We start from the raw sequence: 16,152 nt of genomic DNA on the forward strand, positions 1-16,152 counted from the left end.
ATATATCAGGAAATTTAAGATATCAGATGATGAGAGATTTTCATGGTTCTAAATTAGTATCTGATACATTTTCATAAAAATTCATAGACCGGGCATTAAAAAATAAACGTATCTCCTTAAATTTATTCGAACGTTTTAGGAAATAAGGACGTAATGAATTACAGTTGATTCAACTAAAGCAATAGCATCATTTATAAAGGTCAGCGCCAATGGCTTAGTGTACTATTTTTAATAATGAAACTTTGATATTTTCCGTTTCAGTGATCTATGATACAATTAATGCTATTAAAGAATGAATGGACAAAATTAGTACTTGCATGAATGAAAGCGTTTTAAAAATCAATGTGTTTTATGGTTTCGGAAGTAATTGAGAAAAAATATATGAGAAAGACATCTAGGCAAGCAGCCCCCGGCATCAAATAAATTTATGCCAGGGGTCTTTAATATTGAGGAAAGAGTGTTCTTATGAAAAATCAGTCGACGAATGATTTCCCGGAGTGGGTGATCTGGGGAGTTGTTTTAGTTTGGGGAGCAAACTATGTCGTAGGTAAATGGGGAATGGCTGGATTTGATCCTTTGTCATTTACTGTGCTGCGTTTTGTGGGAGCTTCCCCCCTACTGCTCCTGCTCTTGTATGCCTTAGAAAGAGATATACGAGTCGAGTTAAAAGACTGTTGGAGTTTAGCTCTAATCGGGTTAGTAGGCGTTACAATTTATCAAACCTTGTTCATGGCCGCAGTAAAGTATGCTACCGCGACGAATGCTTCCTTAATGTTAGCCGTTTCGCCGGTCTTTACGGCCTTATTCGCATGGATGGCCGGGCAAGAACGTTTGGGTTCGAAAGGACAAAGAGGAAGTGCTCTGTCTCTATTGGGAGTAGTTTTTGTTTTGCTTTTTGGAACAAACAAATTAGCACTCGGTTGGGATGTCTTGCGAGGAGATCTTATTGCGCTATTGGCTTCCTGCATCTGGGGCTTATATCCAGTACTTGCTAAACGAATGCTATGTAAGTACTCAGCTTTAAAAACTATCACCTTTTCATCTCTTTTTGGTACCATATTTCTATTGGTGGTGGGACTTAAAGGTGTAACAGCGTTATCATGGTCATCAATTCCCTATTCAGCATGGGGTTCAGTGTTGTTTTCCACCCTTCTTGTCACAGTCTACGGGCTTGTGGTTTGGTATTATGCTATAAGCAGGATCGGAGTCAATCGTGTGATGGCTTATATGTATGCCGTTCCCGCAGTAGCCGTTATTATGGCGGCAATCATCCTTAGAGAACAGATTCATATTTTGCAGATCGTGGGGGCGGGAATTATCTTTTGGGGAATTCGTCTTATTCGCAAGGATAGGATTTCGATTACCGAACATTAGATAAAAATCCTTAGAACATTTTGAGAACATTAGCAATATAAACGCTAGGAAACATGAGTTATTAGATTAATAGAGATTATATTATCTTCAGGAGGGCATCATGACCAAACGAATAATTGTAGGCTTAACCGGAGCCAGCGGATCAATCTATACACTCGCTTTAATAAAAGCATTAGCATCACTGGAATGGCAAATTGAATTGGTTATGACACCGACCGGGGAAAAGGTGTTAGCCTTTGAAACCGGAGCTGAGCGGAAGAGCTTCCCGGAGAATGTTAACATTCATGAAAATACAAATCTGTTTTCTTCGCTTGCCAGCGGCTCTTATCGAACCTCTGGGATGGTGGTCATTCCATGTTCTATGAATACGTTAGGGTTAATGGCTACCGGAACAGGTGATCATCTCTTGGCGCGAGCTGCTCAGGTAACTTTAAAAGAACGGCGCCCCCTGGTGGTTGTGCCGCGTGAAATGCCCTACAACATAATTCATCTGGAGAATATGCTGCGACTGGCCAGGGCTGGAGCAACAATCATGCCCGCTTCACCGGGATTTTATCATCATCCTCAACAAATTCAGGATTTAGTGAATCATGTGGTTGGACGAGTGTTGGATCAGTTTGGAATTGAGCATGCGTTGTTTGAACGTTGGAGCGGAGTTTAGATAGTTTTTGAGGAAAGAGAGAAAGAGGGACGTAAAATTGCTTCCTATAAAAATAGTTATGGTAATTTATATTCTCTGGAATTGTTATGTTTTTATTGCAATGGGTAGAGACAAGAAAAGAGCAAAATTAAAGCGCTGGAGAATTTCAGAAGCAACTTTGCTCTGGATGGGAGCTATTTTCGGGGGAGTGGGGCTGTTTGCCGGGATGAAGTTTTTCCATCATAAAACAGCTCATCCCAGATTTGTTTTTGGCGCTCCTATGTTTATACTTCTCAATGCAGTGGTTTTAGGATTTTTGATCTATAAACATGTTATTGTTTAGAGCCTGATCATGTTTAGAAGAGTGATGGGGTAAAGAGGTAATGTAGAGTAAAGGGGTATTGGAGTAAAAAGATCTTGGAATAAAAGGATCTTGGAGTAACCAGGTATCTGAGTAACAGAATAATGGGTTAACTAAGTAAAAGTGGCATAGGGGTCGTAAGGGGCATATGGGGGTTAATCACATGGTTGAACTAATTGACGTAAAAGAATATGCTCAGCAGATCGCTGAAGCAATTGCGACGGTTGTGAAAATTGATATAGAAATAGCTGATAAACAATTAGTCCGTATTGCAGGAACTGGTCGCTACCATAAAGGGGTTGGTCAATCCATGGATCGGCAGGGGTATGTCTATCGAGAAGTTCTTCGTACCGGGCATCAATTTGTCATTGAAACGCCGGGTATTCATCCTTTATGCGGTCCCTGCAAGGCTCGCGGTAATTGCTCCGAGAAGTATGAGGTGGTGTCCCCTATTAATGTCGATGGCAAAGCGGTAGGGGCGATTGGGATGATTTGCTTCACAGAAGCGCAGGCGAATCTTATAGCTGAGAATCAACACTCCTATCTCATCTTTTTAACCAAGATGGCAGAGACCATTGCGCTGAAACTTAAGGAGCAAGAGTTTCTGGCGGGACTTGTTTCTGCGAACCATTATTTAAATTCCATTATTGATTGCTTGGATGAAGGGTTGATTACGGCAGACCTTGACGGAACTATTCTCCATTTTAATCAGGCGGCTCAACGACTTTTCAGCGCAAATCTGCTTAATCCCAGCAGCCAAATCAGTTCTCTTTTTGCACCGCAAACCGTAGCGGAGATAATAGCGGTTGGCAAAGGCGCGGAGGAAATTGTTGAACGGGAAGTTTATATTGAATCGAAGAAAAACCGCTCCCACATGCTTTTGCGGGCTTTGCCTGTGGAAGATGAGGATGGCGTTAAAAGTATTGCCGTAATTCTTCGGCCCTTTGATGAAATAAGCCGGATTGTTAATCGTCTGAATTTGCGAGATCCCGGTTATTCCATTGAAGATATTCTCGGAGAAAGTAAGTGCATGTGCCAGATTCGCGAACGAGCCAAAGTAGTTGCCGCGGGTAAGTCCACAGTTTTGATTCGCGGGGAGAGTGGAACCGGTAAAGAAATGCTGGCACGATCGATCCACAATCTCAGTCCCAGGCATCAAGGGATGTTTATGGTCATTAATTGTACGGCGATACCGGAAAATCTCTTGGAAAGTGAACTTTTTGGTTATGAAGACGGGGCTTTTACCGGAGCCCGCAGAGGCGGAAAGATCGGGAAGATTGAATTAGCCAATAAAGGAACCATATTTTTAGATGAAATCGGGGATATGCCTTTATTTTTGCAAGCTAAGATTTTGCGTGTTCTTCAAGAACGAAAAATTGAACGGGTTGGCGGCATAACGACGATTCCGGTGGATGTAAGGGTTATAGCGGCAACCCATCGCAATCTAGAAGAAATGATGACCAAAGGGGAGTTCCGAGAAGATTTATATTATCGGATTAATGTAATTCCCATGCATATCAAGCCCTTAAGAGAACGAAAAGAGGACCTGCCGATTTTGTATCAGCATTTTATCGAAGTTTATAATCAACAGTTAAATAAAAAGGTGCGTTCTGTTTCCGAAGGCTTTCAGCGTAAGCTCCAGGAATATTCTTTTCCCGGCAATGTTCGAGAACTGCAAAACATCATTGAGTATGCCATGAATTTGACGGAGGATTCTGCTCTTACTGAGGATCATTTGCCGGCAAGAATGACACAAGAGAAATTAGAGGCGGAAGGTAGCGAACTCTTCAACTTAGAAAGAATAGAGCGAGAAACCATTTTGAGATGTTACCAAGCCACGGGGGGAGGGGTTAAAGGGAAGGAAAAAGCAGCTCAGGCCTTGGGGATTGGTTTAGCAACACTTTATCGTAAATTAGCGCGTTACAATATTGAGTGATCTTCGAAAAATTCTCGTTAAAGGGTATTCTTTTAGAGGAATTGAATTTCAGACTTGGAATTTAATCGTTCCGATAAATAAGTTAGGACTTGCGAGATGGGGAGTATAACCACGAAGATTATCAAAATGATAATTATTTATTAATTTGAGAAATGATGATTAATGATGGACTCTTGGATTTATAGGGTGTGTGGTGGGATGGATCTAAATTATTTCTATCATTTTGAGATAAAAACCGTTTTGCAATTTTATATTGTTTAATGAAAACTCCGTAAAAATGCTATTTTTCGGAGTTTTTCACTACTTGGCATAAATTTTGCACGGAGAGAATAAAGATGAGTTTTATTTTGCTTTGTCGGTAAAGATACACTATATCAAGGTTTTCCGAAACTGATCTGATGTATTTAGAGTTAAAATAAATATTTGGGATGGAGGGATACGAATTGGCTTACAATGTTGTTGGTAAAAGCGTCAATCGAGTTGATGCTGTTGCAAAAGTAACCGGCAAGGCCAAATATACAGATGATTTTTCTGAACGGAATATGTTGGTTGGAAAAATCCTACATAGCCCTTATGCGCATGCCGTTATTAAATCCATTGACGTCAGTGAAGCGAAAGCTTTGCCGGGAGTTGAGGCTGTTCTAACCTATAAAGATCTGCCGCGGATTAAATTTTCCACGGCCTTACCCGGGGTAGCCAATGATGTGCTGGATGACGAACAAGAGGTGGATTTACCCTTGTTTGCCACAGCAGGTCATCCTTATTCTTTAGACCCGGGTCATCGGGATAAAGAGGACCGCTATATTCTGGCTAAGAAAGCCCGCTATGTAGGAGATGCCATTGCGGCAGTCGTTGCCGAGGATGCAATTATCGCTTCGAAAGCATTGAAATTGATTCGCGTTGAATATGAAGTACTGGAGGCTTTGACCTCACCTGAAGCAGCCATGCGTGAAGGAGCTCCTTTAATCCACGAGGGAAGTGAAGGAAATATTCTCTCTACCGGCGGCGGTTTTGAACGGGGGGACATGGAGGCAGCTCTGCAGGAATCGGATTATGTGATCGAAGGAGAGTATGAGACGAGTATTGTTCAACACTGCCATCTTGAACTTCAGACGTCTCATGCCTATGTAGATGCCGATGGGCGGATTAATATAGTGACTTCCACTCAGATTCCCCAGATTGTACGGCGTATTGTGGCTCAATCCTTAGGTTTGCCTTGGGGGAGAGTTCGGGTTATCAAGCCTTATATCGGCGGCGGGTTCGGCAATAAGCAAGATGTTTGCTACGAACCCTTAAATGCGGCTATGACTCTCGCCGTTGGCGGCCGGCCGGTTAAACTGGAACTTTCCCGGGAGGAAGGAATGGTTGATACACGGACACGTCACGCCTTTAAATTCAAGATCAAAACCGGTGTCAACAAAGATGGTACGATGAATGCCATTGAGATTTCGGCGATATCAAATACCGGAGCCTATGCCTCTCATGGAAGTTCTATCGCAGGGAGCGGAGGCAGCAAGTTTCGTTATCTCTACCCGGTGAAGGCGATGAAATACTCGCCTGTTACGGTCTATACAAACTTGCCCGTTGCCGGTGCTATGCGCGGCTATGGAACTCCCCAGATCTTTTATGCCTTTGAATCTCATATTGAGGATATCGCAAAGCAATTAAAGCTTGATCCTATCGAAGTACGCAGGAAAAACTTAGTAGATGTGGGTTATATTGAACCCCTTAGTAAAAATAAAGTTTTGAGCTGCGGAATTCGCGAATGTATTGACAAAGGTAAAGAACTTATCCGTTGGGATGAGAAGAAGGAACACTATAAAAACCAAAACGGAGATATTCGACGCGGTGTGGGGATGGCTTGCTTCAGCTATGCTTCGGGGACGTATCCTGTCGCTTTGGAGTTAGCGGCCGCTCGAATCGTTCTGAATCAAGACGGGTCAGTCCAGCTTCAGCTTGGAGCTACGGAAATAGGCCAAGGAAGTGACACGGTTTTCGCACAGATGACCGCGGAAATTCTAGGACTCCCGCTGTCGATGGTTCATGTGATTTCTCAACAGGATACAGATATTTCGCCTTTTGATACAGGTTCCTATGCCTCGCGTCAAACCTATGTCAGCGGGATGGCTGTTGAAAAGGCAGCTTTGGAGGTTAAGGGTAAAATCTTAGCATTCGGCCAGAAAATGACTGATATACCTGCTCATATTCTGGATCTTAAAGATCAGATGATTGTCTATAAACATTCGGGAGAACCAGTTATACCGCTCTGGGAGGTTGCCATGCAGTCCTTCTATGATCGAGTAAACGCCCAGCCGATCACCAGCGATGTTTCTAATAATGCCCGTATTAATGCCATGCCCTTTGGTGTAACGTTTGCTGAAGTAGAAGTCGATATTAAGACAGGCAAAATTAAGATATTGGAAATCTACAATGTTCATGATTCGGGGAAAATTATCAATCCTCAACTGGCTGCCGGACAGGTTCATGGCGGTGTGAGCATGGGGATAGGATATGCTTTGTCGGAACAACTGCTCTTTGATGAAGCCACGGGAAAACCCTTAAATAATAATTTGTTGGATTATAAACTTCCTACCATTATGGATACACCGGACATTGGCGCTGCCTTTGTGGAAATTGAAGATCCCACCGGACCCTTTGGGGTAAAGGCATTAGGAGAACCTCCGGTTATTTCTCCTGCCCCGGCGATTCGCAATGCTGTTTTAGATGCGACAGGTGTTGCCTTTAATCGAATACCGATGAATCCCCAACGAGTCTTTGAACATTTGAAAAAAGCTGGATTACTGTAAAGGCGGTGAAATAATGTACGATATTTTAGGATATTACGAAGCGGAAACCCTTCGCGAGGCTTTGGAGCTTTTAGCTGCGAAGCCAAAGCTTAAAATCATTGCCGGCGGCACGGATGTCCTTGTCAAAATGCACGGAGGGCAGCTTGAAGAGGCAGAATTATTGAGTATTCGCAAGATCCCTGAATTAACGGATATTCGAAAGTTAGATAACGGAACTATTGCCATCGGTCCCATGGCAACCTTTACTCAAGTGTTTAATGACCGGATTATTCGGGAACATGTTCCTATCCTTACGGAAGCGGCAATCTCTATGGGGGGGCCGCAGATCAGGAACGTTGCCACGATCGGCGGCAATGTTTGCAACGGGGCAACCTCTGCCGACAGTGCCTCCTCCTTGTTTGCCCTGAATGCCCGCTTGAGATTGCAGAATCTCGAAGGTGAACGGGTGATTCCCGTTCAGGAATTCTATCTGGGACCCGGCAAGGTGGATTTAAAACCCGGGGAAGTCCTTACGGCTATTCTTATTAATCCGGAAGATTATCAGGGGTTTGGGGGGCAGTATATAAAGTTTGCCATGCGGGAAGCTATGGATATTGCTACTCTTGGAGTTGCGGTTCTCTGCAGGCCGGAGTCCGGCAGCTTCCGTGAGATCCGTATCGGACTGGGCGTTGCAGGCCCGACACCTCTGCGTTGTTCGGATGCGGAAGAATATGCCCGCGGGAAGAAAATAACTCAGGAAACGATTCGAGAAATCGGCAAGCTCGCTCTTAATTCAACCAAGGCACGAACCTCTTGGAGAGCTTCCAAAGAGTATCGTGAACATTTGGTGGAGGAACTGGTCCAAAGGGCTTTGCAGACAGCTATTGCCAACGCGGGAGGTGTAGAACTTGTTTAAAAAGATTTCATTTACGGTCAATGGAAAATCATATAGCCTGGACGTCGATGTCCGTATGTCTTTGCTGGAACTTTTGAGAAATCAGTTAGGGTATACCGGCGCCAAACAAGGGTGCGGCGTCGGTGAGTGCGGAGCCTGCAGTGTGTTGATTGACGGAACCCCTTATGATTCTTGTATTTATTTAGCGGTTTGGGCGGACGGCAAAGCTATTACGACTATTGAAGGAGTAGCGGCTAAGAACGGGGAGCTCTCTAAAGTCCAAAAAGCATTTATTGAGGAAGGCGCAGTTCAATGCGGGTTCTGCACTCCCGGGCTTGTTTTGACGACCACAGCCTTGACGGAAAGCGGTAAAGACTACACCCGCGATGAACTCAAACGGGAACTTTCGGGGCATTTATGCCGTTGCACCGGGTATCAGAATATCCTTAAAGCTGCTGAAAAGTCTTTGGAAGGACACATTTGTACTTGTGTTGACAGTCCTCATTACAAGCAACAACAAGAAAAAGCTAAGGAGAGATAATAGACTATGAGCGATAAAATGGCCCTTATCCCCTTTAAACAATTGCTTCATTGGGTAATGGATGAAAACAAGCAGAGCGGAATGGTGTTTGGCATTCCCGAAGAGAAGTACTTCCGGAAAGCAAACGATCGCAATATGAAGCTGTTCGGGGAAGCAATCGATACTCCGGTGGGACCGGCTGCAGGACCTCATTCTCAATTGGCTCAAAACATTATCGCTTCCTATATGAGCGGAAGTCGTTTCTTCGAGCTTAAATCCGTTCAGATCATGGATGAACTGGAAATTGCCAAACCTTGTATTTCAGCGGAAGACGAGTGCTATAATACGGAATGGTCAACAGAGCTTCCGATTATGGGCGCATTCGAAGAGTATGTCAAAGCATGGTTTTTGCTGTACGTTATCCAAAAGGAATTCTTTGCTCAAAGTGAACGGCGCTTTATGTTTAATATGAGTGTTGGTTATGATTTGAAAGGAATTCAATCGCCTAAAGTGGACGAATTCATTGAAGGTTTAAAGGACGCTTCCCAGACAAAGATTTTCCAAGAATGTCAGGCTGTGTTGCGGGAAGAGATGGGGCTTTTCCAACATGTGGATCAGGCCTTTGTGGATCAGATTTCGCCGAACATTTGCAACTCTATTACCTTATCCACCATGCATGGCTGCCCTCCGGCAGAAATCGAGGCCATTATTCGCTATTTGATCAGCGAAAAGAAACTTCATACCTTTGTAAAAATGAATCCCACGCTTTTAGGCTATGACTATGTCCGCAAGACCTTTGACAAAATGGGATACGATTATATAGACCTAAAAGAAGCGTCCTTCACCCATGATTTGCAGTTCAGCGACGGCGTGGGAATGTTAAAGCGTTTAAAAGTCTTTGCCTCAGAGCATAAGAAAAACTTTGGCGTTAAACTTTCCAATACGCTGCCGGTAAAAATCACCCGGAATGAGCTGCCGGGGGAAGAAATGTATATGTCCGGGCGCTCTCTTTATCCTTTGACTATCAATTTAGCTTATAAACTTGCCTCGGAATACAAGGGGGATCTAAAGATTTCCTATTCCGGCGGGGCAGACGCTTTTAATGTTGACCGAATTTTCGCAACAGGAATTCGTCCGATTACAGTAGCCACAACCCTGCTTAAACCGGGTGGCTACCAACGATTTAAGCAATTGGCTGATCTTCTTGATCCGTTGTTGGATAATCAGGAATCGAGCCGTTTGGATCTGGATAAGCTCAAGGCTTTGGCGGACAGTTCTTTTGAAGATGCTAATCATATCAAAGAGTCCAGGGATATGCTTAGCCGCAAAACTTCGCTTAAATTACCCCTCTTGGACTGCTTTATTGCGCCTTGTGAGAATGGCTGTCCAATCGAGCAGGATGTTCCGGAATACCTGCGTCTTGTGGGAGAAAAGCGCTATGAGGAAGCCTTTGATGTCATTGTCTCTAAGAATCCCCTGCCTTTTATCACGGGGACTATTTGCACCCATACTTGTATGACCAAGTGTACGCGTCTCGATTATGACGAATCAGTTCACATCCGTGGACAAAAGCTTGTGGCGGCCGAAAAAGGCTTTGCCGATTATATGCAAAAGATTTCTAAAGTCCAGCCTAAGTCAAAAGCTCGTGTGGCTGTTATCGGAGCGGGTCCGGCAGGACTTTCGGCGGCTTACTTTCTAGCTAAGGCAGGTATGAATGTTACAGTCTTTGATAAGCGGGAGAAAGCCGGTGGAACGGTTGAATTTGTTATTCCGGACTTCAGAATATCGCGGGAAGCGATTAAGAAGGATATTGAACTGATTGAGTCCATGGGAGTTAAATTTGAGTTTGGGGTCACCCCGAAGATTTCGGTGGCCGATTATAAGGCCAAAGGATTTGAGTATGTCTTTTTAGCCATTGGTGCAGGCAGGACAAATGCCTTGGAGATTCAAGGAGATACAGAGCGTGTCAAAGGAGCAATTCCGTTCTTAGAAGCCTTTAATACGGATCGGAAGGGCTTGAACCTGGGCAAAAAGGTTGCTGTGGTCGGAGGCGGTAATTCGGCCATGGATGCAGCTCGAGCTGCCCTACGTGTTGAGGGTGTCAAAGAAGTGTATATTGTCTACCGCCGCACGAAAGATTACATGCCGGCTGACGAGGAAGAATTAGCTTATGCTCAGAAGGATGGCGTGATTTTTAAAGAACTATTGACGCCTGTGTCTTTGAGCGGCGGGGTTCTTAAGTGCCAAGTCATGGAATTAGGACCGGCGGATGCTTCCGGACGAAGGAGTCCTGTGCCCTGTACAGGGGTTTATGAAGATCTTCCGGTTGATACGGTGTTGTCGGCTATTGGTGAGCTGATTGATTATGACCTCTTAAAGACTAACGGGATTGAGGTAGGGGAAAAGGGGAAAATCAAGGTCAATGATGAGACGTTGGAAACGAATGTTGAAAATGTCTATCTTGGCGGAGATGCTCTCGTTGGCCCTTGGACCGTAGTTGGAGCGATTTCCCATGGAACGAAAGTGGCCAGGGCCATCCTTGAAAAAGAACAACTGGAATTCAAGCAGGAATTTGCCTCTCGGATTACCTTTGATAAGGAAAAACAATTGCTTGATGTGCGGACGAAAAAGGCAGTTATGCAGCCGGTTTACGATGATGAGCAGGAAACAGGGCGCTGTCTGGAATGTAATTATCTCTGTAATATTTGTTCCGAGGTATGCCCGAACCGCGCTAATTTAATGATCCCCGTTGAAGGTGAAGGATTGACGAACCGCAACCAGATTCTCCATGTTGACGGCATGTGTAACGAATGCGGCAACTGTGAAACCTTCTGCCCTTATGATGATGCGCCCTATAAAGTAAAGATGACGCTCTTTTGGAGTGAAAAGGAGTTTGCAGATTCTGCAAATACCGGTTTTGTCATTCTCCAAGAAGCCCCAGCACTTATTGTCAAGCTCAGGCTCAAGGGCGAAGTTATGGAAGTGGCTTTTGACCAATCCGGCAATACGAATGCTTCCATTGATAGATCTCTAGCTGCCTTTATTTGGACAGTTGTTCAGCAGTATCCTTATCTGTATAAAGTTTAGTATTGGGGACATATATAAAGAGGTCAACATATTGTTAGGCCTCTTTATATAGTTCATGTTTATTAATCCGCCTCCTCTGTAGTGTAAATAATTTTTTTTACACAGATAATATATTGAGATTACTTAAATGCCGGTGAAATCTTGTCGGGTAATTGGGTAAAGCCATTGATTAGAAGAGTATTATTTATCAATATGATAAATTCGTATCAATTTGACATTTATAGAATACGCTTTATGATCTAGAATTTTGACTAAGAATAAAGATTTTTGTAATAAAATTTAGCTGATAATTCTTAAAACTTATCACTTTGATAAACTATTAAAACTGGAAACTTTCAATGAGAACGATAATGTCGGATAATTCGAGGTATTATCAAATTGGCACGAATTTTGCTAATTTTATAACTCTGAAGAATCACAAAAGAAAGAATGCCTTGAATTTTATGAAGGCAGGAAGATTCGGGGCTTTGATGGGATGGAGGTGCTGATTTTTAGTTAGCGATATCCTGCTGCAAACAATGAGGAGGAATATAATGGCCAACACACAACATTCCGTTGCACCTGTTGACGAGATGATGCCGGCAGTCAAACTATTTATTTTTGGATTACAGCATGTTCTGGCAATGTATGCCGGGGCAGTGGCGGTGCCTTTGATTATTGCGGGTGCAGCCGGTTTAACGAAAGCACAAACGGCTTTTTTGATTAATGCTGATCTGTTCACATGTGGGATTGCTACCTTGCTGCAAACCTTAGGAATTTTGAAAATTGGCATCAAGATTCCTGTTATCCAGGGCGTTACCTTTGCTGCCGTGACTCCGATGATCATTATTGCTAAAACCGGAGGCATGGAGACCATTTACGGAGCAATCATCGTAGCGGGTTTATGTACCTTTCTCTTAGCGCCTTATTTTAGTAAACTGATCCGCTTCTTTCCTCCTATTGTTACTGGGAGTGTTATCACAGTCATTGGTATTTCTCTCTTGCCGGTGGGTATTGCTTGGGCTGCCGGCGGCACCGGAAACCCGAACTATGGAAATCTCACCTACATTGGAGTTGCCGGTATAGTTCTTATTGCCATTCTTTTAATCAATAAGTTCTTCCGGGGTTTTATTGCTCATATTTCGGTGTTGTTGGGATTAATTATCGGTCTTATTATTGCTATGCCTTTAGGGCTTGTGAATTTTTCAGGAGTATCCTCGGCTGCTTGGTTAGGAATCGATTATCCTTTTGCCTTTGGGATGCCGAAGTTTGATATCGGAGCAATTATTGCCATGATTATCGTGATGCTGGTGGTTATGGTGGAGTCAACCGGGGATTTCTTGGCTATCGGTGTGATGGTTGGAAAACCTATTGGTGAAAAGGAACTTACGGCCGGATTACGGGCAGACGGATTAGCTACGACCTTGGGCGGGATTTTAAACGCCTTCCCATATACTGCCTTTGCTCAGAATGTTGGACTAGTTGGCCTGACAGGGGTGAAAAGTCGTTTTGTAGTAGCTACTTCCGGAGCAATTTTAGTGGTTATGGGTTTCTTCCCGAAGTTAGCGACGATTATTGCTTCCTTGCCGAACGCAGTACTGGGCGGAGCGGGAATTGCAATGTTTGGCATCGTTGCTGCCAATGGAATCAAAACCCTGTCCAAAGTTGATTACGATAAAAACCCCAATAACATTTTTATTGTGGCTATTAGTATTGGCTTGGGTGTTATCCCCGTCGTAGACCCAAATTTCTTTAAGTTATTCCCTGACTGGAGTCAGACAATTCTGCACAGTGGTATTACCTTAGGTTCCATGGCGGCCGTTATTCTCAATGCTCTGTTTAACGGGAGCAAGGGTGGAGAAGAGACCCAAAAAGAATTAGCTGAGAATGCAGGTATGAACGCATAAAACGCTTATAACACCAGGTGGGAAAGTAGACGTTGCTTTCCCGCCTGCGAAACTCAGGAATAATAATGGGTGTTAGAAGGGGAATTTAAAATGTCGGTTGATTTAACAGTGGACTTTTGCGGATTTCAACTAGAAAACCCCTTTGTTTTAGCCCCTTCGCCAAGTACGGACAAAGTAGATCAGTTAACACAAGCTTTTGAAGCCGGTTGGGCGGGGGCGGTGTTAAAAACTGTCAGTGTTGATTCCAATGTTGTTCGGCGTGTATTCCCCTTAGTCATGAGGGTGGAACATCTTAAAGATTTTATCGGACTGCAAAATATCGACTTGATTTCTGAGCATTCTGTTGAGCAGATTGAAGAAAATATTCGTCTTTTGAAACGTCTTTTTCCGACTAAGGCAGTAATTCCTAGCATCATCGCCAACCGAAAAGAAGAATGGCAAATGTTAGCTTACCGAATGGCTGAGGCGGGAGCGGATTTGCTGGAATGCAGCATTTCTTTTCCTCATGGTGCGGAATGGGGTTTAGGTTCAAAAATTCAAGAACCTTCAAGCACTGAGGAGATTGTTCGTTGGGTCAAGGAGGCTGCAGGAAAGGTTCCTGTCGTTGTGAAGTTATCTGCACAAGATTCGGATATCATAGCGACTGCAACCGCGGTTGAACGCGGTGGAGCAGAAGGCGTCTGTGCTTTAAATACTTTGAAAAGTATTATCGGAGTGGACTTGGATACACTCATCCCCTATCCCAATATTGCGGGACTTTCTACATATGGAGGACTTTCTGGACCAGCCTTAAAACCCATTGCTTTGCGCTGCACTGCTGAAATTGCTCAAAAGTTGAATCTTGACATTGCAGCGAGCGGTGGAATTACCACTTGGCAGGATGGCGCAGAATTTCTTCTTCTCGGGGCGAGTTCTCTGCAGCTCTGTACAGCAGTTTTACGTTTTGGTTTTGGCATTATTCGTGAGTTGATCTCGGGATTAAAGGGGTGGATGGAGGAAAAATCATTTCAAAATTTGACAGATGTCATTGGACGCTCCTTGCCTTATCTGGTTGGACATTCTCATCTTCCACGGGGAATTCAAGTAGTTTCCAATATTCAAGTTGATTTATGCAATCAGTGCGGTGGTTGTTATCGTGTTTGCAGGACAGGAGGTCATGATGCTATTTTCTGGAATGAGGGATTCCCTCAGGTTGATCTGAAAAAATGCATTGGCTGCGGTCTTTGCCAGGCAATATGTTCATGTAAGGCGATTTCTCTAAGCAAGCTAGCAGGTGAGCGTACTATTCTCACGGGGTGAGATAGTCTACTTTATAAATGAGAGGATGAATTAAGTGATGCTTTTAATTGGCAATGGGACAGTATTAACCTTAGGGAAAAGTAATCGAGTCCTTCCGGTAGGCGGTGTGCTGATTCAGGACAATAGAATCCTCGAGATTGGGGACTCTCAAGAGCTGCAGGCTCGATTCCCGGAAGCTCGGTTTATCGATTCCCATGGAAAATTGATTATGCCGGGTTTAATAAATACTCATATGCATCTCTATAGTACCTTTGCCAGGGGCATGGATGCCAAAAGTAAACCGCCGCGTTCTTTTAGTGATATTTTGGAAGGCCTTTGGTGGAAACTGGATAAGTTATTGTCCATGGAAGATGTTTACTATAGCGCATTAACTCCGCTCATCGAGTGTATAAAAACGGGTACCACAACTATTGTTGATCATCATGCCAGTCCACATGCGGTGACAGGCAGCTTGTCAACCTTGGCAAAGGCCGCCAGAGAAATGGGAGTGCGTGCTGCGTTCTGCTACGAGGTTTCAGACCGTGACGGCGAATCGATTGCCCAAGAGGGGATAAGGGAAAATGCCGATTTTATTGCCGCTTGTCAGGCAAAACCTGATGCAATGGTTGCTGGATTGTTTGGACTCCATGCATCTTTGACACTGTCGGACAAAACTTTAAATCAGTGCCATGAAGAAGCCAAGAGATTGAGAGCGGGGTTTCATGTTCACGTCGCCGAAGGAATTGAGGACGTGGAGGATTGCGTGAAGAATCATGGCATGAGAGTCGTAGAACGTTTCCATAAGTACGGAATCCTTGGGCCAAAAACCATTGCCGCTCACTGTGTACACGTCAATGATCAGGAGATTGAGCTGCTTAGGTCTACCAATACTCAAGTAGTCCATAATCCCGAGTCAAATATGGGGAATGCGGTGGGCGTGACTCCGGTTCTGAAAATGCTGGAGAAGGGAGTTCGTGTTGGCTTAGGTACTGATGGGTATACCTGTGATATGTTTGAGAGCGCCAAAGTGGAAAATGTCCTGCAAAAACATGCTGCGGCTAATCCAAGTGTGGCTTGGGCTGAAGTTCCCCAAATGCTTTATGGCAACAACCCTTTGATCGCTTCTGATTTATTTGGCGGAACCTTTGGCGAACTCACTCCGGGAGCCTGGGCAGATGTGATTGTTGTGGATTATGTCCCGCCAACCCCCTTGGCTGAAACTAACTGGAGCGGGCACCTTCTTTTTGGTGTTTCTGGGCATCAAGTGGAAACAACGATTATCAACGGCAAATTGCGTATGCTCGACAGAGTCCTTGTGGATATTGATGAGCAAGCCATTTGTGCTCGTTCACGAGAGCTGGCACAGGCAATTTGGAATAGGATTTGAGG

The 16,152-nt window shown here is 44.1% G+C and carries 11 protein-coding genes; all 11 read left to right on the forward strand.

Annotated elements, in window-relative coordinates:
- Positions 1–465: 465 nt before the first annotated feature.
- The 11 genes from DESACI_RS09710 to ssnA all read left to right on the forward strand — a co-directional run bounded on the left by DESACI_RS09710 (position 466) and on the right by ssnA (position 16,150).
- A complete protein-coding gene (locus DESACI_RS09710; protein WP_014827015.1) occupies positions 466–1,374 on the forward strand; it encodes a DMT family transporter in 909 nt (302 codons plus the stop codon).
- A 100-nt stretch (positions 1,375–1,474) separates the two neighbouring features.
- Positions 1,475–2,035: a UbiX family flavin prenyltransferase gene (locus DESACI_RS09715; protein WP_014827016.1), complete on the forward strand. Its 561-nt coding sequence runs from the start codon at positions 1,475–1,477 to the stop codon at positions 2,033–2,035.
- Between the two features lie 58 nt (positions 2,036–2,093).
- Positions 2,094–2,357: a DUF1294 domain-containing protein gene (locus tag DESACI_RS09720; protein ID WP_041276408.1), complete on the forward strand. Its 264-nt coding sequence runs from the start codon at positions 2,094–2,096 to the stop codon at positions 2,355–2,357.
- A gap of 181 nt (positions 2,358–2,538) precedes the next feature.
- Positions 2,539–4,311 (forward strand): sigma-54 interaction domain-containing protein, encoded by a 1,773-nt coding sequence (locus tag DESACI_RS09725; RefSeq protein ID WP_014827018.1) that lies wholly within the window; start codon positions 2,539–2,541, stop codon positions 4,309–4,311.
- Positions 4,312–4,754: 443 nt separating this feature from the next.
- Positions 4,755–7,118, forward strand: coding sequence for a xanthine dehydrogenase molybdenum-binding subunit XdhA (gene xdhA, locus DESACI_RS09730; RefSeq protein ID WP_014827019.1), 2,364 nt, complete (start codon positions 4,755–4,757; stop codon positions 7,116–7,118).
- A 13-nt stretch (positions 7,119–7,131) separates the two neighbouring features.
- Positions 7,132–8,013 carry a xanthine dehydrogenase FAD-binding subunit XdhB gene (xdhB, locus tag DESACI_RS09735; RefSeq protein ID WP_014827020.1) on the forward strand — a complete coding sequence of 294 codons (882 nt, stop codon included), beginning with the start codon at positions 7,132–7,134 and terminating at the stop codon, positions 8,011–8,013.
- Positions 8,006–8,533 carry a xanthine dehydrogenase subunit XdhC gene (xdhC, locus tag DESACI_RS09740; RefSeq protein ID WP_014827021.1) on the forward strand — a complete coding sequence of 176 codons (528 nt, stop codon included), beginning with the start codon at positions 8,006–8,008 and terminating at the stop codon, positions 8,531–8,533. The genes xdhB and xdhC overlap by 8 nt, the downstream gene beginning before the upstream one ends.
- A 6-nt stretch (positions 8,534–8,539) precedes the next feature.
- On the forward strand, positions 8,540–11,599 hold the full coding sequence (gene ygfK, locus DESACI_RS09745; RefSeq protein WP_014827022.1) for a putative selenate reductase subunit YgfK: 3,060 nt from the start codon (positions 8,540–8,542) through the stop codon (positions 11,597–11,599).
- Between the two features lie 533 nt (positions 11,600–12,132).
- Positions 12,133–13,485, forward strand: a complete 1,353-nt coding sequence (locus DESACI_RS09750) for a nucleobase:cation symporter-2 family protein (RefSeq protein WP_014827023.1) — start codon at positions 12,133–12,135, stop codon at positions 13,483–13,485.
- Positions 13,486–13,575: 90 nt separating this feature from the next.
- A complete protein-coding gene (gene preA / locus DESACI_RS09755; RefSeq protein ID WP_014827024.1) occupies positions 13,576–14,784 on the forward strand; it encodes an NAD-dependent dihydropyrimidine dehydrogenase subunit PreA in 1,209 nt (402 codons plus the stop codon).
- 37 nt (positions 14,785–14,821) lie between these two features.
- Positions 14,822–16,150 carry a putative aminohydrolase SsnA gene (gene ssnA, locus DESACI_RS09760; protein WP_041276409.1) on the forward strand — a complete coding sequence of 443 codons (1,329 nt, stop codon included), beginning with the start codon at positions 14,822–14,824 and terminating at the stop codon, positions 16,148–16,150.
- Positions 16,151–16,152: the final 2 nt, after the last annotated feature.

Source organism: Desulfosporosinus acidiphilus SJ4, from assembly GCF_000255115.2.
Classification (GTDB): domain Bacteria; phylum Bacillota; class Desulfitobacteriia; order Desulfitobacteriales; family Desulfitobacteriaceae; genus Desulfosporosinus; species Desulfosporosinus acidiphilus.